General features: G+C 28.4%; 15 protein-coding genes and 2 other annotated features. Of the genes, 6 read left to right on the top strand and 9 right to left on the bottom strand.

Annotated elements, in window-relative coordinates; genetic code table 11:
- Positions 1 to 19 precede the first annotated feature (19 nt).
- Positions 20 to 373, top strand: a complete 354-nt coding sequence (locus tag BEE63_RS19170; protein ID WP_066022912.1) for a response regulator — start codon at positions 20 to 22, stop codon at positions 371 to 373.
- 297 nt (positions 374 to 670) lie between these two features.
- Here the strand turns inward: BEE63_RS19170 and BEE63_RS19165 are convergent, their stop codons facing one another.
- Complete coding sequence (locus BEE63_RS19165) at positions 671 to 1,945, bottom strand: serine dehydratase subunit alpha family protein (RefSeq protein ID WP_066022911.1); 1,275 nt, start codon at positions 1,943 to 1,945, stop codon at positions 671 to 673.
- Between the two features lie 220 nt (positions 1,946 to 2,165).
- Between BEE63_RS19165 and BEE63_RS19160 the strand changes: the two genes are divergently transcribed.
- Positions 2,166 to 3,524 carry a 6-phospho-beta-glucosidase gene (locus tag BEE63_RS19160; RefSeq protein WP_066022910.1) on the top strand — a complete coding sequence of 453 codons (1,359 nt, stop codon included), beginning with the start codon at positions 2,166 to 2,168 and terminating at the stop codon, positions 3,522 to 3,524.
- A gap of 270 nt (positions 3,525 to 3,794) precedes the next feature.
- On the opposite strand, the gene BEE63_RS19155 is transcribed toward BEE63_RS19160, so the two are convergent.
- Positions 3,795 to 4,781, bottom strand: coding sequence for a YeiH family protein (locus BEE63_RS19155; protein ID WP_066022909.1), 987 nt, complete (start codon positions 4,779 to 4,781; stop codon positions 3,795 to 3,797).
- Between the two features lie 110 nt (positions 4,782 to 4,891).
- Between BEE63_RS19155 and BEE63_RS19150 the strand changes: the two genes are divergently transcribed.
- The 4 genes from BEE63_RS19150 to BEE63_RS19135 all read left to right on the top strand — a co-directional run bounded on the left by BEE63_RS19150 (position 4,892) and on the right by BEE63_RS19135 (position 8,733).
- Positions 4,892 to 5,779 carry a LysR family transcriptional regulator gene (locus BEE63_RS19150; protein WP_066022908.1) on the top strand — a complete coding sequence of 296 codons (888 nt, stop codon included), beginning with the start codon at positions 4,892 to 4,894 and terminating at the stop codon, positions 5,777 to 5,779.
- 95 nt (positions 5,780 to 5,874) lie between these two features.
- The gene (locus tag BEE63_RS19145) at positions 5,875 to 6,783 is read left to right on the top strand and encodes a metal ABC transporter substrate-binding protein (protein WP_066022907.1); all 909 of its coding nucleotides are present in this window, start codon (positions 5,875 to 5,877) and stop codon (positions 6,781 to 6,783) included.
- A 105-nt stretch (positions 6,784 to 6,888) separates the two neighbouring features.
- Complete coding sequence (locus BEE63_RS19140; RefSeq protein WP_066022906.1) at positions 6,889 to 7,989, top strand: permease; 1,101 nt, start codon at positions 6,889 to 6,891, stop codon at positions 7,987 to 7,989.
- A 12-nt stretch (positions 7,990 to 8,001) separates the two neighbouring features.
- On the top strand, positions 8,002 to 8,733 hold the full coding sequence (locus BEE63_RS19135) for a TIGR03943 family putative permease subunit (protein ID WP_066022905.1): 732 nt from the start codon (positions 8,002 to 8,004) through the stop codon (positions 8,731 to 8,733).
- Between the two features lie 125 nt (positions 8,734 to 8,858).
- On the opposite strand, the gene BEE63_RS19130 is transcribed toward BEE63_RS19135, so the two are convergent.
- From BEE63_RS19130 to BEE63_RS19100, 7 genes are all read right to left on the bottom strand, one after another.
- A complete protein-coding gene (locus BEE63_RS19130; protein WP_066022904.1) occupies positions 8,859 to 10,430 on the bottom strand; it encodes a glycine betaine ABC transporter substrate-binding protein in 1,572 nt (523 codons plus the stop codon).
- Positions 10,423 to 11,556 (bottom strand): ABC transporter ATP-binding protein, encoded by a 1,134-nt coding sequence (locus tag BEE63_RS19125; protein WP_066022903.1) that lies wholly within the window; start codon positions 11,554 to 11,556, stop codon positions 10,423 to 10,425. The genes BEE63_RS19130 and BEE63_RS19125 overlap by 8 nt, the downstream gene beginning before the upstream one ends.
- A 157-nt stretch (positions 11,557 to 11,713) precedes the next feature.
- Positions 11,714 to 12,343: a TrkA C-terminal domain-containing protein gene (locus tag BEE63_RS19120; protein WP_066023299.1), complete on the bottom strand. Its 630-nt coding sequence runs from the start codon at positions 12,341 to 12,343 to the stop codon at positions 11,714 to 11,716.
- Between the two features lie 129 nt (positions 12,344 to 12,472).
- The gene (locus BEE63_RS19115; RefSeq protein WP_066022902.1) at positions 12,473 to 13,810 is read right to left on the bottom strand and encodes an MFS transporter; all 1,338 of its coding nucleotides are present in this window, start codon (positions 13,808 to 13,810) and stop codon (positions 12,473 to 12,475) included.
- 97 nt (positions 13,811 to 13,907) lie between these two features.
- Positions 13,908 to 14,102, bottom strand: a binding site (T-box leader).
- A gap of 97 nt (positions 14,103 to 14,199) precedes the next feature.
- Positions 14,200 to 14,394: a binding site (T-box leader), on the bottom strand.
- A 265-nt stretch (positions 14,395 to 14,659) separates the two neighbouring features.
- Positions 14,660 to 14,917 (bottom strand): type II toxin-antitoxin system Phd/YefM family antitoxin, encoded by a 258-nt coding sequence (locus BEE63_RS19110; RefSeq protein WP_066022901.1) that lies wholly within the window; start codon positions 14,915 to 14,917, stop codon positions 14,660 to 14,662.
- A 596-nt stretch (positions 14,918 to 15,513) separates the two neighbouring features.
- Positions 15,514 to 16,491 carry an HNH endonuclease gene (locus tag BEE63_RS19105; RefSeq protein WP_066022900.1) on the bottom strand — a complete coding sequence of 326 codons (978 nt, stop codon included), beginning with the start codon at positions 16,489 to 16,491 and terminating at the stop codon, positions 15,514 to 15,516.
- Positions 16,488 to 18,623, bottom strand: a complete 2,136-nt coding sequence (locus BEE63_RS19100) for an AAA family ATPase (RefSeq protein ID WP_066022899.1) — start codon at positions 18,621 to 18,623, stop codon at positions 16,488 to 16,490. Before BEE63_RS19100 ends, BEE63_RS19105 begins: the two co-directional genes overlap by 4 nt.
- Position 18,624: the final 1 nt, after the last annotated feature.

Here is an 18,624-nt window from a genome sequence, read left to right as displayed (position 1 = left end):
ATACTTAGGAGGTTTCTGTATGAAAAAAGTATTAATTGTTGATAATTCATCTTACATGAGGATGTTTATAAGAAAAATAATTGAGAAAAATGGTTCTTATAAGGTATCTGAAGCTGAAGGAAAAGACGATTCAATTGAAAGAGTTAATATTGAAAAACCTGATATTGTAATTTTGGATTTAAATATGTCCGAAGCCACACTTGATGGTATTGAAGTATTAAAAGATATAATGAAAATCAATCCTGAAACAAATGTAATTATTATGTCCGCAGTAGGACATCAAGATGTGAAGGATGAATGTATGGCCCTTGGAGCTAAAAGTTATATTAGAAAGCCTGTTGACACTAAAGCATTACTAAAAGCAATGAATTAATATAGATATCAAAGTAAATAAACTATTTACTAATTGATACCCAAAATTCCGTAGGTACTAAGGAATCTTTCCCTTGTTTTACTCCAAAAGCGAATTAACATTGATGAAGTAACGATTTAAAAAAATTCTAATAAATCTTTGTGAAAAAATAGTAAAATACTTAGTTATTTGAATTTGTCTGAGCATCTTTTCAGCGAGTTATTGAAATATCTTAGTATTTTACTATTTTTTTACCCTAGATTTATAGAATTTTTTTAATGTTACAAATCAATGTTAATTCGCTATAATTAAGTTTTATTATTCAGTCATAATTTTAATAATTTCTTTGTCAGTTTCTCTCATTCCTTCTTTTGCAAGCTTACCTACATTACATATAGTAGCTTCAACGCCCTTCTTTACAATTCCATCACCATCTCTAAATTGTTGTCCATTTTTATACATATAATATCCTAAAATTCCTGCATCAACACCTGCTGCAATTTTGGCAGCACAAGATGCTTTAGCACCATCACAAATAATTCCAGAAACTATAGATAGCGCATTAACAATTGTATGAGAAATTTCTTTATAATCTCCACCATAAAGATAGGCAATGCCTGCTCCACTCCCTACCCCTGCACTAACAGCACCGCAATATGCAGAAAGTCTTCCGATTCCAGTTTTCTGATGTATTGTAACTAAACTTGAAATAACTAAAGCTCTATAAAGTTTTTCTTTTGAAACTTTCAATTCTTTTGAATATTCAATAACAGGAATAGAACATGCCATACCTTGATTTCCACTACCTGAAATAATAATGACAGGCAATTCACAGCCATTCATTCTAGCATCTGATCCTGCTGCTGCCTTAGCTTTTGCTCTTAATTTAATATCAGAACCATATGTTGAAAGTAATACCTTACCTATATTGGCACCATAATCACCTTTTAATCCCTCTTCTGAAATTCGTGAATTATATTCAATTTGTCTGTGTATAATATCTTCTATATCATCCATATCAACAGAATTTGCAAAATCAATAATATCTTTTATATCTAATAATTTCTTATCACTGAGTCCCTCTTCATGCGATACATTTGCTTCTTTTTCATAAATTACTTTATCATCTTTTTGAACTAAGACAATATTAGTATGATAATTCACAATTTTTACTTTTACAAATGAATTTTTATAAAACAAATTCATTTGTATATAAAATATGAATTTGTTTTCTACTGGCTTAACTTTAATTGAATGTGTATTCATGTAATTTTCAATTTCTTGCTTTTCCTCTTCTGTTACCTCAGAAATAACCTCTAACTTTTTTTCTGCCTTGCCAGCTATAATTCCCGCTGCAACTGCTGCCTCTATTCCCTTTAAGTGATTTGTATTAGGAACTATTACACTTTTAACATTCTTAATAATATTTCCGCTTACTTCAACAATAACTTTTTCCGGTATACATCCTAGTACCTTTTTTGCGTATGCAGCAGCATATGCAATTGCAATTGGTTCAGTACATCCCATAGCAGGTACTAATTCTTCTTTTAAAATTTGCAAATAATTTTTATATTTCAAATTACTTTTTTCCACTATTACCACCTCTAATTCATAATTGTAAATACTATTTGAAATTTTCTTTACTTTATTATACTACATATTATTCCGTATGCCTCATTCTGTAAATTATGATATTTTCAATTTATGAAAAAATGAGCATTAATTAGAATGACTAATTATCACAGTAAAATGGTAAACTAAAAATGTAAAAGTTATCAATAAAAAAGCAGTTATCTTAAGGAGGTATTATATTATGAAAAAGTTAAAAATAGTCACAATTGGTGGGGGTAGTAGCTATACTCCAGAATTAATGGAAGGATTCATTAAACGTTACAAAACTTTTCCTCTTACAGAACTTTGGCTTGTAGATGTTGAAGGTGGAAAAGAAAAATTAGAAATAGTTGGCGCTATGGCAAAACGTATGTGGAAAGCTTCAGGATATCCATGTGAAGTGCATTTAACTTTAAATAGACGTGAAGCCCTAAAAGATGCTGATTTTGTAACAACACAATTTAGAGTTGGTTTTATGGATGCACGTATTAAAGATGAAAGAATTCCTTTAAGTCACGGAATAATTGGTCAGGAGACAAATGGAGCTGGAGGTATATTTAAGGCATTTAGAACTATTCCTGTAATTTTGGACATTATTAAAGACATGAAAGAATTATGTCCAAATGCTTGGTTAATTAATTTTACAAATCCATCAGGTATGATTGCTGAAGCTGCTATTAAATACGGCGGCTGGAAAAAAACAATTGGACTTTGTAATGTACCAATAACTTATATGAAAATGGCAAGTGAGGCTTTAGATATTCCTCTGGAAGACTTAAATTTTAAATTTGCTGGATTAAATCATTTCCACTGGCATCGTGTTTGGGATAAATATGGTAATGAAAGAACAGATGATGTAATTGAAGCCGTTTATAATCCAAATAGCTCTAAAAAGTTAAAAGGTATGGCAAATATAAAAGATACACCAATGCTTTATGAACAAATTAAAGATTTGGGAATATTACCATGCTCATACCATAGGTATTACTATACAACAGACTTTATGCTTAAAGATCAATTAAAAGATTATGAAAAAGGAGAAACAAGAGCTGAAAGTGTTAAACGCATAGAAGCTAAACTATTTGAATTATATAAAGACCCTAATTTAAATTATAAGCCAAAAGAATTATCAAAACGTGGTGGAACTTATTATTCAGATGCTGCATGTGAAGTTATAAATTCAATATATAATAACAGTCAAACTCAAATGGTAGTAAGCACTCAAAACAATGGAGCAATTTCAGAGTTACCATATGACTGTATTGTTGAAATATCTTCACTTATCACCGCTCATGGTCCACAGCCTTTAACTTGGGGAAAATTTGATTCTGCACCAAGAGCACTTTTGCAGCACATGAAAGGAATGGAGGAAACAGTAATTAAAGCTGCTGTTACTGGAAATTATAATAAGGCATTGCATGCATTTACTATAAATCCACTAATACCTAGTGGTGAAATTGCTAAACAGCTCTTAGATGAAATGCTTGTAGCACATAAAGAATATTTACCTCAATTTGCAGATAAGATCAAAGAAATTGAAGCTCAAAATAAATCGAAGTAATAGTATTTTGAAACATTAAATAAAAATCATAAGACTAAGCTTCAAATTATAAAAAGACTAAGGAATTTTAATAACTCGCTGAAAAGAAGCTCAGACAAATTAAAATTTCTAAGTCTTTTTATAATTTGAAGCAAGTCTTATTGACTTTTATTTAAATCGTTCCCAAAATACTATTACTTCGCTTAGAATAAAAACAAGGTAAATTTTTCTCCGCTTCCCTTCGAAAAATAATATATTAATTTTTAATGCAACACCTAAGTGTTTTATAATTCAAAAAATTCCCATTATAAAATGCTGAACACCAAGAGATGTAAATGCTAAAACTACCCAGCATGTGAAACCTAATAAGATTGGTCTCATACCATTTTTTATAAGTTTTACAATATTAGTATTTAATCCTACAGATACCATTGCCATTACAATAACGAATTTTCCTATCTCAGATAAAAATTCAGCACTTCCCTTTGGCATTGGAACAAATGTATTAATTAATGATGCAGCTATAAATCCAAGTACAAACCATGGGAATATTTTGCTTATGCTATAAGAACTTTTTTCATTTTTAGCTGCTTTTTTAGATGTATAAAGAGCCAATACCAATGTAACTGGAACAATGGCCAAAGTTCTTGTAAGTTTTACTATAACTGCAAGATTACCTGCTGCATTACTGTATGAATAACCGGCCGCTACTACAGATGAAGTATCATTAACAGCTGTTCCTGCCCAAAGACCAAAGCATTGATTGCTCATACCAAATAAGTGTCCAAGAAATGGAAATAAAAAAGCCGCAATAGCATTAAAAAGAAATATGGTTGATATAGAATGTGCAACTTCTTGTTCATCTGCATTAATAACTGGGGCTGTTGCTGCAATAGCTGAACCTCCACATATTGAAGAACCAACTCCAATTAAAGTCGCTGTTTTTCCGTTTATTTTTAATAACTTACCTATAATGTACGCGGTAATAAATGCTGCTGATAATGTAAAAATCATCAAAATAATTGTTTGCTTCCCTACCTTAAAAACATTAAAAAGATTCATGCTAAATCCCATAAGAATAATGGAATATTGCAGTAATTTTTTTGCGGTATAAGTTACACCTTCATTAAAATATTTTGGCCTCTTCCAGAATGCTAAAACCATACCAAATAAAAGTCCCAATACAGGGCTTCCTATAATTGGGAACGTATTTCCTATTAACCAAGCTGGAATTGCTATAATTAGTGCAAGTATAATTCCTAATAATTTATTTTTCATAGTATCTCCTCCTGTCTGTTTATTATCATACATCTTGACAATGTATAAGTAAAATATTATTATCTAATACATATAATAAGTATATTCTTATATATAAAGGGGATGATATTATGACTTTAAGACATTTTAAAATATTTGTTGCCGTATGTGATGAAATGAATATGACTAAGGCTTCCAAAACACTTTTTATCTCTCAATCAGCAGTTAGCCAAGCAATTTCTGAACTTGAAAATCATTATGGAGTACATCTTTTTGAACGTTTATCAAGAAAACTTTACTTAACTAATGCTGGAAAAGAATTGCTAAATTACGCTAGATATATGATTAAATTAAATGTAGAGTTAGAAAATGGTATGAAAACTTTACACCAAAATGGTTTTATTCGCATTGGTGCAAGTGTTACTGTTGGAGCTTATGTCCTTCCTAAACTTGTTTCACATTTTCAGAAATTAAACCCCAAAACTGATATAAAAGTACATGAGGAAAACACTAAAGAAATTGAAAAAATGCTTCTTTGCGATAAAATTGATATAGGTCTTGTAGAAGGAGACACAACAAGCCAAGATATTATAAAAAAACCATTTATGAATGATGAGCTTATACTTATATGCGGACCTAATCATAGATTTGCAAAACTCAGTTATGTGGAACCTACCGAACTTGAAAAAGAAAAATTTATTATTCGTGAAATGGGAAGTGGAACCCGTAAAACTTTTGAAGATAAAATGCAAGAAAATCAATTAACATGGCAAGTTTCATGGACATGCAATAATACTGACACTATAAAAATTGCCGTTGCTGAAGGCTTAGGAGTTTCAATTATTTCTAAGCATTCCGTTGAAAATGAAGTGGCTTCTGGAAGCCTTTGCAGCATACCTGTTAAAGGTATAAAATTCAAACGTACCTTTAAAATTATATATCATAAAAATAAATATCTAACAGAAACACTTAAAAATTTTATGGCCTTATGTTCAACAGCTACTGTTAAACACCAATAATAAATCTAGTATTGACACTTTAAGGAATTTAATATATCATCTTTATGTAAATGCAAATAGTTTGCATTTACATAATTGGTTTTAGGAGTGATATTATGTCAAAAAAATTTCTTATTTTAATCGGTATTATTATTACATTATTTGCATTTACAGCCTGTAACGGTAATACTCTATCAAAAAATAACTCAGATAATAAACCTAAAGTTGTTGTTTCCTTTAATGCTATGAGAGAATTTGCTTATGCAATCGGCAAAGATAAAATCAATATAGTAACAATGACACCAAATGGTACTGAACCACATGATTATGACCCTAACGTTAAAGATATAAAAAAATTACAAGATGCTAAAGTATTTATATATAACGGTCTAGATATGGAATCATGGGTAAACAAAACATTAAAATCTATAGATAATAAAGATTTAATTGTAGTTGAAGCATCTAAAGGAGCTGTACCAATTGAAAATAAGGATAAAGATGAAATTAAAGATCATGGAGCATATGATCCACATTTATGGATTAGTTTAAAGGGTGCCAAGCTTGAAAGTAAAAACATAAAAAATGCATTAGTTAAAGCTGACCCATCCAATAAAAACTTTTATGAAAAAAATTATAATGACTTTTGTGCAAAACTTGATAAGCTCTACGATGAATATGCTATCAAATTCAAAAGCTTACCTAAAAAAGATTTCGTAACTGGACATGCTGCATTTGCATACCTATGCAGAGATTATGGATTAAATCAAGAAAGTGTAGAAAGCACTTTTGCAGAAGGTGAACCAAGTACAAAACAACTTGACGAGCTAGTAAACTACTGCAAAAAAAACAATGTAAAAACAATATTTGTTGAAGACATGGTAAGTCCAAAAGTTTCAAATACATTGGCAAAAGAAGTTGGTGCAAAAACCGAAAAAATATATACCATTGAAAGCAAAGAAGATGGAAAAGACTATATTGCATCCATGAAATCAAATTTAGAAGAAATTTATAATAGTTTAAAATAAATTTTCATAAAATCCTAATTAATGAATATCTATAATCTAAGTAAGATATAACATAATACCAGATTTATATCTTACTTAGATTATTTCATTAGGTGGTGATATAAATTGGAAAACAGCCGTCATAATGTACTTTTTATGCCCTTTATGTTATGTCTATTTTTGCCAATTTTAATTATGCTTATATTAAATGTAAGCACATTTAAAAAGTTATTTCCATTATTTTTTAACAATTCATCCTTACAAAGCTTCACAACTATTTTTATAAGTATTATTTTAGAGGCTCTCCCCTTTATCATTATAGGTGTATTTCTATCTTCTTTAATTCAAATCTTTATATCAGAGGAAACACTATCTAGGATAATACCTAAAAATTTAACTTTAGGTATTTTAGCAGCGGCCACAATCGGACTTATATTTCCTGTATGTGATTGCGCTATAGTTCCAATAGTACGAAGACTTCTAAAAAAAGGACTTCCCCTTCCCATTGGAATTACATTTATGCTTTCAGTTCCCATAATAAATCCAGTTGTACTTACTTCAACTTATTATGCCTTTTTAAATAGCCCACATGTTGTATTATTAAGAGGTTTATCTGGTTGGCTTGCTGCAGTAATTATAGGATTTATAGTAAGTAAATCTAATAAAATAGCTGCTAACCATCAAACCTTGAATGACATTTTATTTTCCGAAAGACTATATACAAGAGATTCGCATTCTCTTAAACACCATAGCCATGAACATATTCATCACTGCAGTTGTGGACATGTTCATAATGATACAGATAAAATTTCTAAGTTCACATTAATTCATATATTAAACCATGTAAGTTTAGAGCTCCAAGATGTCGGAAGATTTATTATAATAGGTGCTTTTCTTTCAGCGCTTATGCAGACCTTTATACCGAGAAAATACATTTTATCCATAGGACATGGAAACATATCTTCTATTATAGTTATGATTATACTTTCATATGTACTATGCGTATGTTCTGAAACTGATGCTTTCATAGCACGTACTTTTGTAAATCAATTTACTAATGGTTCTATAATTGCATTTTTAATATGTGGCCCAATGATAGACATAAAAAACACCTTTATGCTCAGTGACGTATTTAATTTTAAATTTATATTCAAGCTGATATTTACAATAATGAGCGTATGCTTCTTGGTAGGCTTAATATTTAATCTTGTTAAAATTCCATTATAGGAGAGATTTAGAATGAAAAATGAATTCAAGTGGTTTATAATTCTTTTAGGATTTACATATTATATGTATTACCTTATTTCAACTAAAAAACTCTATCTATTTATACACCCTAAAATGACCTGCTATATAGTTTTTGCGTTTATAATTTTCATTATATTATGCGTTTTCCAAATACATAATATTTTCAAAAGTAAGCACTCTATTTCATCAAAATCTGTTTCAAGTGTTTTTCTTATTCCTCTTATACTTGCCTTTTTAATAAATCCACAGGGGTTAAGTTCAGATATTACTCAAAAAAAAGGCTTAACTACAAGTCCTTCTTTTACGATAAATGACAATGTTAAAAAAGAAAAAGGAACAATTAAATTAAATGATAATAACTTTTCAGATACCATAAACGAAATAGAAAATAATGTATACAAATACAAAAACAGAAAAATTGAAATTTCAGGCTTTGTTTATAGAGATACCAATTTTCCAAAAGATTGTTTTGTAACTGCTAGAATGCTAATAATATGCTGTGCCGCTGATGCAGAAGTCACCGGTATTGCATGTAATAAAGTCAACAATAATTTAAAAAACAATGAGTGGATTAAAGTTACTGGAACAATAAAATCTATGAAAAATTTTGATAAGGAAGATACCACCCAAACTGTAATTCCTGTAATTGAAGTGCAAAGCATAAAGCCTATTTCAAAACCTAATAATCCTTATATATACTTAAAAAAGACACTGTCAAAATAATGATAATTATTTGTTAATATATAAAATTCAAGAAAAAATTTATGTAAAAAGTAATAGCCCTAAATATTAGATAACTATTTAGAGCTATTACTTCTTATTGCACATCATTTAATTAACTAATTTAATTATTTAATTAAATGTTTACTCTTTAAAAATTCATCTGCTACCTTTTCAGGACTTTGCCCATTATCAACTTTATAATTTAGGCTTCTCATTTCAGAATCTGTAATTTGATTTTGAAGCTTCAATAGAACTGGTTTTAATTGAGGAAATTTTTTCAATGTATCTTCTCTTACAATAGGTACAGCATAATAAGGTGGAAAAAAGCTTTTATCATCTTTTAACGTCTTTAAATCAAATTTTTGCAATAATCCATCTGTTGAAAAAGCATCTGTTACTTGAGTTTCATCCTTATTTAAAGACGAATATCTTAATCCACCATCAAGACCTTTTTTACTTTTAAACTGTAATCCGTACTTTTCATTCAATCCAGGATATCCATCGGATCTATTTAAAAATTCCATTGTGCTTCCTAAACTCAAATTATTACTTACCTTCGATAAATCAGATATACTGTTTATATTATACTTTGCTGCAACATTCTTTTTCATTGCAAGTACATAAGTATTATTAAACCCAATAGGCTTCATCCATTCTATATTGTAATCTTTATGAAAACAACTTTTCACATTATCATAAACCTTTTTTTCATCGCTTATTGAAGATTTTTTCATTATATCTACAAGTCCCGTACCTGTGTATTCTACATATGCGTCTATATCACCGGATTTTAAAGCATTAAATGCTACACTTGTACCACCAAGATTTAGTTTTCTTTCAACTTTATAATCTGTATTATGCTCTATTAATGAAGCAACCATATTACCAAGTATTAGTTGCTCATTAAAATTTTTCGAACCAATAACTATAACCTTTTTAGTTTTATTGTTATAAAATGTAACACCGCTGGCAACTATAATTGCAACTAGGACTATTGCAATAACTGCCTTGTAAATCTTACTCTGTATCTTTTTTGATTTTTTCTTATTGATGTTATTTACATTCTTTATTCCCTGAGGTGTTACTAAACTTTCAATCTTCCCTATTATAAAATCTAAAAGAAGAGCAAGTATTGAAGCTGGAATTGCCCCTGCTAATATCATATTATTATCAACTGTTTGTACTCCTGAAAAAACAAGATATCCAAGACCACCCGCACCAATAAATGCAGCGATTGTCATAAGTCCAACAGCAGTTACAACAGAAATTCTTATACCTGACATTATTATAGGCATTGCTAATGGTAAACTTACTTTAAATAATATCTGATTTTTAGTTAAGCCTAAACCAGTTGCCGCTTCAATTACAGGCGGCTCTATACTCTTTAATCCGGTAAATGTATTTTTTATAATAGGAAGTAGTGAATATAATACTACCATTACTATAGCAGGTTTACTTCCAATTCCAAAAAACGGTATTAAAAATCCAAGTAACGCCATACTTGGAATGGACTGAATTACATTTGCAATAGCTATAATTGGCGAAGAAATTTTTCTTACTCTTGCTATTAAAATTCCTATGGGAACTCCTACTAATATTGAGATAACTACTGCAAAAATTGTAAGTTCAATATGCTGCAAGAACAAGCTAAATATTTGCTCTTTTCTGTTAATTGCAAAATTCAAAAAACTAATCATATAAATTAACCTCCTTGTTGATGAATTGATTGCTCAATACAGACAGCAAGCTGCTTTTAGTAATAAGACCAACAAGGTTTGAATTATCATCTATAACAGGCATAAACCCATTCTTTTTGTTTTCAACTATTTCCAATATTTTTATTATTGAATCATTTTCATTTATGGTAACTACATCATTTTTCATAATATCTTTAACTTTTTTATTTTGGGCTATATTAAACTTCAATTCTTTTAGCGTAACAATTCCAAGCAATTTATTATTTTTAGAAGCTATAATTAATCTATCGACATGATTTGATTTCATAATTTCTAATGCCTGAATAGCTGTTCTTTCAGGACTTGATTTTATAATATCTTTTATCATTATATCCTTAGCTTTAATTAATTCTGGTTGATTCCATATTCTATTTTTCCCAACGAAACTTTTTACAAAGTCATTTGCAGGATTTTTTAATATTTTATCAGGAGTATCATACTGCACAACCTGTCCATCTTTCATAATACAGATTCTATCCGCTAATTTTAATGCCTCATCCATATCATGTGTTACAAACACTATAGTTTTTTTTAAGTTTTCATGTATTGTAAAAATTTCATCTTGAAGCTGATTTCTTGTTATTGGATCTAAAGCACTAAAGGGTTCATCCATAAGTATTATCTCTGGATTCATAGCAAGAGCACGTGCAAGTCCTACCCTTTGCTGCTGACCACCGCTTAATTGACTAGGGTATTTATACATATATTCCTCTGGTTTCATTCCAACCAAATCTAACAATTCTTTTACCCTATTGTTAATTTTAGTATTATCTACTTTTTCAATTCTTAATATTATGGATATATTTTCTTCCACTGTCATGTGTGGAAACAGTCCTGTTTGTTGTATTACATATCCTATATTTCTTCTAAGCTTAATGGTATCTTGATTTTCTATTTGATTTCCATTAATCAAAATTTCACCTGAAGTTTGATTAATTAATCTATTTATCATTTTCAGTGTAGTAGTTTTTCCACATCCACTTGGTCCAATTAGAGTAACAAGTTCGCCATCTTTTATAGTCAAATTAACATCTTTTATTATGATTTTACCATTTACTTTTTTACATACATTTCTTAATTCTATCAACAAATCGCCTCCATTTATTGGAAACAACTTTATATAAAAATAAAGTTGTTTCTTATAATTATAGTATACAACACTTATTTTGTAAAGAAATCGTAATTTTACCTCCACAATACATATAAAAAAAATGAGCTTACACTCAATTTTTATTGATTGCAGCTCACTTTAAATTATTATATAAAAAACCTTTAATTCTCAAATAACTTCCTTCATCACCTATGGCTATAAATACATCATTACTCTTGAATATTGCATATGGACCAGGCGAAAGTATAAGTTCTCCTTGACGACGTATAGCTATTATTGTCGCACCAGTATTTTGCCAAAACTTAGTTTCTGAAATTTTTTTACCAACTACATGTAAATTACTATATATTTTAAATTCAAATGGAGCAAATGGATTTGTTTTACTGAATCTACTCGAATAATCTATTAATTCATTAGTAACACTATTTATCTTTTTCTCTAAATCATTTCTAGAATTTATTAGTTCCTCCATCTCTGCTCTTAAAGATGTCAATGAATTTGTATCTTTATACTTGTCAATAAACTCCAAACAGTTATCTATAGATTTTATAATAATGCCTTTACCCTTTTCAACCTCTACTATATTCATATCATTGAGTATAGCAACAGCTCTTCGTACAGTTTCAGGTGAAACTTTATATTGGCTTGCAAGGTGAGAACGACCATATAATTTCATACCTATTGAAAAATCACCTGATATTATTCTATTTGCAATATCAATAGCAATTTTTTGATAAACAGGTTTTGTTATATTCTGCACCATATTCTTCTGAAATCCCATTTATATAATGGGATACCTCCTTTTTTACCATTAATTTTAACACATAAATAGTATAGTTAATTATTTTACAAATGTAAATACTTATATAAAAATATATTTATAATTAAAATTCTATATTTCATCCAAGGATTTTTGTTTTGTTTCAACTCCTAAAGTAGCAATAACAAAGGCTACTATTATAAGTATAATTCCAAGTGCAGCAAAAACTATTTTAGTATCGTAATTTTTAAGTATCCATGCAACTCCATAAGGGCTGAATATGGTTGCTAATCTTCCAATAGCATTGCAAAATCCTGAACCTCTCATCCTCACATTGGTAGGAAATAATTCTGGAACATAAATAGCAAGACCAAGGGTAAGCAATACATATATGATTATAGTTAGGAAAAATCCAATAGTTAGTATCATCCACATAACATTTTGTGAAGCATATGCATATCCAAGTGCACCAGCTGCAAGCATAAATATAGTCAAACACCACTTTCGTCCAAATTTGTCTACAATAAAACTTCCAATTAAAGCTCCAAGAGGTGCTCCTACCATCATTATAGTTGTATATCCAAGAGACTTAGAAACGTTTATCCCCTTCCTTAAGAAAAATGTAGGTGCCCAGCTTACAAAAGTGTATATCAAAGTATTTATTGCAATCAAAACTACGCATCCTACAATGGTTCTTGAAAGCATATTTTTGCTAAATAAATCAGAAAATTTCCCTTCATCCCTATTTTCACTTTTCTTTATAACACTAGGCTGAGATATAGAATTTCCTCTTTCCGCTGTAGCTTCATTGTAAAATATATTTACTACATCCTGTGCTTCTTTTTCCATTCCCTTTGATTCATACCATCTTGGGGATTCAGGCATACTTTTTCTAAGATACCATACAATAAGAGAAAATACTCCTACAAATACGAACATCCATCTCCATCCAAATCTAGGTATTATAATATATCCTAAAAATGCAGCTGCCGGAGTAGAACAATTTGTTATGAGGGATAACATAGAAACCCATTTTCCTCTTGTTTTTGATGGTACAAATTCTGCTAAAAGTGCATATCCTGTAACAATTTCAGCGCCAAGTCCAATTCCCATTACTCCCCTACAGGCTATTAAAAAAGTCATATTAGGAGAAAATGAAGCCACAAGAGATGCTCCACCAAATATTAAAAGATTAAGCTGATAAGAAAATTTACGTCCTAATTTGTCACCTAAAAATCCAGTAAGCAGCGAACCTATTAAAAGTCCTAAAAAAGTTACAGAAATAAAAATAGCATTTAGTCCAATAGTTGACCATCCACTTTTTAATAACACTCCTAAAACTCCACCTGCTAAATATACATCAAAACCATCCAAAAATATTCCAAGGCCTATAAGCCATAACATCTTGTAATGTAATTTAGATACCGGAACATAATCCATTTTTTCAGAAATATAACTAACTGATTCCATAAAAATACCTCCATCAATAGATAAAATTAATTTAATATATAATTTCACTGGCCAGTAAAAATTATTTTCTAGAATTGAACATAAAAAATAGACCTCTCCCTGGGGCGAAAGGTCTACCGCGGTACCACCCAAATTTATTACTTAAATAGTTTAACGGCTCTACCGGCATAATCTTACTAATTTCAGATTGCAATTTAAGGGTGAGTTTCAATATAATATAAATATGCTTTTTCACCATGCGCACTCTCTTTAAAATATATTTATATTTACTTGTCCCTATCATAATCTTTTAAATATTAATTTTTGAAATAATTAGAAATTTCAGACTAAATAAAGTGACCTACAATTTAAACAAATTTCCAATAAAATATAAAAAAGCGGTAGTATTCTCTTGGAGCGAGAATACTACCGCGGTACCATCCAAATTTTTTCTTAAATAAATAACGGATCTAACCGATTTAGCTTACTAATATTTCAGCTAATAACTCGAGGATGAGTTTTCAATATATAAATATGTGAATTTCCAGCAAACATCACTCTCTGTGAATACTATATATTTACTTGATTCCTGTCATAGTCTTTAAATCAAATTCAATTTTATGTGTTAATTGTATTACTAATTTAACAGGTTGTCAAATCATTTTTTAAAAATTTTGCATAAACATGCAAAATTTTAGACAAATTCTTATTATTAATTTCTATACATTTTTCATTTAATTAAAGACAGTCCCCAAGTTTGGAATTCTGTATTCTAGCTGCATGTGCTAATAACATAATTTATAATAAACACATCCAATTACGTCTTCCATATAATATTCTAACAATTGCAACTGTTTCATTAACCTCATTTTATAAGTCCTTTTCTATATCAGACAGTGCCTCCTTAAAAGGTTTAACTTTTTTCTTTTCCATTGCATCTAAACCTTCATCAAGCAATTTATGCAATTCAAATTTACCAACAAGTTTTTCATAAGTTTCAATGCTCATAACAGCTAAATCCTCCTGACCATTTTGGGTTATATAGACTGGCTCTTTATATTTATGACAGAAATCTGATATTTCGCTGTATTTATTTCTTAAATCTGAACTTGGTCTTATCTCTGGCATAAACTATCCCTCCTATAATTTCTAGATTAATTGATATCCATCTTTCTGTATACAAAAATTATTAATGTTTATATATACTAATTAATACATTTATTTACTGTAATCTTGCTTCATGAAATACCTTTACGTTTTAAGAAAATAATCATATTGCAGCGGCCAAGTTTTCTCTTGGTTTCATGATAAATTTTTTTTGATTTTATCATGAATTTTTTGCTTTCAAGCATAATGAGTAGACTTCCTGTTTTTTAGAAAATTATAGTATACATTCAGTGATAATTTAAATTTCTTTTGCAAAAGATATCGCCGTTTTTTCAGGAAATGATTCTCTTTTTTCATCATCTTTGTTTACTACATGGTCTGTTTGGCATTTTTCAATATGAAAGTGTATAATTTTTGTTTTAAATTCTTCCTCATAAACTTTCTTTTCATAACCATTACTTTATTCTTAATAGATTCTATTAGGTTGAGCTGTTACAACTTTATTGTACCACCGCACTCAGCGTACGAATATATTAACTTCCTAATAATATCTATTGGCAATCAGTTCATCTCCATCAACAGTATTCTTTATAATCTATAATTCATTCCTATTTTTATTATATAACGTCGAATTCCTTCATCAAATCAGATTTAAATTTTGACAAAGGCTTATCCAAAAAATTTTCTCCATCGTAATCAAACAAAATCTTGATTACTTCTTCTTTGGTTAATATATTTTTACACTGGCTAATAAAATCCTTAAGATAATCATTATTATAAATATATGCTTTTCTGATTATGTTTTTTGCAAATAAAGTCATATTCTTGTACTTATCATCTAAATGAAATGTAGATATTGATTCTTCTATACTATTTGCTTTATTTCCACCAAGATAATCAGATATTTTAATATTAAATTTTTCAGATAATCCATATAAGTAATCGAAATCAGTTATCTCTGATTCTAAGTCAAAATCAGTTTTAAATCGATAAGTGCTATCATCATCCATATATGGATGAAATGGCTGAAAATTTATTTTATCTAGGTCTGCTTTCTCATGATTGCATGTCTTACATGAAGGTATAAGATTATAAAGGCATAATGCTAAATAGCTATACTTAGATTTGGGAAAGTAATGATCTATATCCCCATTAAATTTATTTGGCTTTGTAGATTTTTTATCGTAATATACATCTATAAAATTTCTATTACAATACGGGCACGTATGAATACCTAATATTTCAATTATTTTAGGTATTTGTGTTTTTCTAAAATTCTCATATCTGTGGTAAAAAAACGTTTCTGAATCATTGTTTATTTTCATATTTTTCTTTTTCATTTTTTTGCAATATTTAAAATGCTCTTCTGGTGATGAAAAGAAAAACTTTTTTAAAACTGCATAATCATTTTTTTTATATTTATAAATATCATTTTCCCAAATCAAATATTTTCCTTCATGTCCAAATATAAGGTTTTGCAAAACAACATCATTACTTAGGATCTCTAAAAATTCTTTTAAATGATATTTATAAAACCAATCCCAAAATATCTTTTCAATATTTTCTTTTTTATTTTTTAATTTAATACTTATCATAATTTATCACCATTCAAGATTTCCCTTATTCTGTTAAGTTTTTCTTCACTAGTTTCTCTCTTTATTAAATCCAATAAATTATTTTTTAATTGATTTTCTCTATTTTCAATATACATATACTGCAATTTTTTTCTTAATGGCAGTTCACCTATCGAATTAATTAAAAACTTTTCATAGTCCATATTACTATTTCCTGCTTTCTTATTATTAAGTTCCTTAATTAAATCAAGTATTTTATTGTATGCAAACTCTCCTATTGTTCTTTCTAAAATAAAGCTATCTTTTAAGATTTCATAAATATTTGCACCAAAAGTGTTGTAAATTTCATCTTTCTTATTATTCATTGAGCATATATTAATTTCATTCTTCACATTTTCTAAACAATAAATGTGATCTGACATAATATCTGTTGCCATAAATGGTGAGTGTGTTGATAACACTATTTGAATATTTCTATTCTCATATTTCTTTATTTCATCACACAAAAGTTTAATAAATCTTCTACTCCATTCTGGATGTAAACTTTGATCAGGCTCATCCAATAAAATTAGTATCAACTGATTTTCTTTAGCTTGTATTACTATATCAAAAAGTTTAGATATTAAGTCCAAAAAATTTTTCTCACCCTCCGACAAATTAGAAATGCTAATATTAAATCTAGTATTAAGATCACTATATTCACTTTTAAAATAAAAATCATACACTCTAAGTACTTTCACAACTACTTCATCTATCTTTGATTTACAATCAATTAATATTTCATTTTTATTAAAATACGCTTCATCCAAAAAATTTAAAGAATTTAAAAATTCTTCAATTGACTCTTGATATTTACTATTTGTACCTAATCCAATTTTACTTTCCATTCTTGAATATAAATATCTACTTATACAAATTAATTTATCATAATCTTCTAACGTTTTATCTGTTTTATAATAATTGATTACATTAATTAAATTTTCATACTCATTTCTTTTATTTGATAACTTTCCAAAAATAAAATTAGAATTAGATTGTACATATTCCTTCTTTTTAAGATTATTTAAAAATTCAATATGCTTATTATTTGAAAAATTAATATTAATTCCATTATTGTTATTTTTTTCTCTATCATTATCTATCATATCACAAATTCCTTTTATAAACTGGTATATAATATAACTAGATAACACATCTAATATAAATATTCTTTTGTGAAATATTTTTTTATTGTTTTCTAATTCGATTTTCTTATTTGGCTGCTTTTTCTTAACCAAGTGCAAAAAATTTATTCTTTCTGATTTATCTATGTATAAAATGTTTTCTAAGTTCGCAATCCACTTTTCCATTTCCTTATTCCTATTTTCAATATCTAAACCATAATCAATATTTGGTGAAATGTGAATAATTGCCGAATTGCCACAAAAATGAAGCTCACTGGTATTATTAATATTATTAAGATATCTATACTCCCTCTCTGTACTAGGATATACATAATATCTTCGTTTTCCTAAATAATCATCATCTTCATAATTTTCTTCACCCTTGCCTATATACATACTTCTTATATCTATTCGTCCACTATACTTATTTGATATATAATTTACTTTTATCTGATCACTTATTTCATCTTCAAACAATTGACTTTTATTAAAAAAGTGCTTTATAACATCAAAATTATTATTATTTTTTTTAATCACTAATCCCATAGGAATTTTATAAAATGGATCCCTCATTTTATAAAAATTGAAATTTGTTAAACTATTTTTAAACAACTTTGTTATTTTATCTCCTGGTTCCATATCATCCATTATTTCAATTCCAAAATAATTTGATTGAATATGATAAAGTATAAAATAGCTATCAATAACCTCACTTCTAGTTCTACCTTTTCTCTTTATTGATTCACGACATCTGTCATCCCAGTTCATGCCAAGTATATCTAACAATGTCGTTTTTCCAGAACCATTCTTACCAAGTAGCATTGTAATATTCTTCATACTTTTAGGATATAGCTTGTCCATATAAGATGGTTTCTTATTTACAATCAATCTTTTATTTTCAATCTTCACATCAAAATTTGGCGAAAAATTAATTTCTTGCTTTTTTAATATTCCATTGAATTTTTCCACATATAAATATATAAGTTCCATT

Origin of the sequence: Clostridium pasteurianum, assembly GCF_001705235.1 — a bacterium.
Lineage (GTDB): Bacteria > Bacillota > Clostridia > Clostridiales > Clostridiaceae > Clostridium_S > Clostridium_S pasteurianum_A.
Note: the sequence above shows the minus strand (reverse complement) of the source record. Positions and strands in the feature narration are given on the sequence as shown.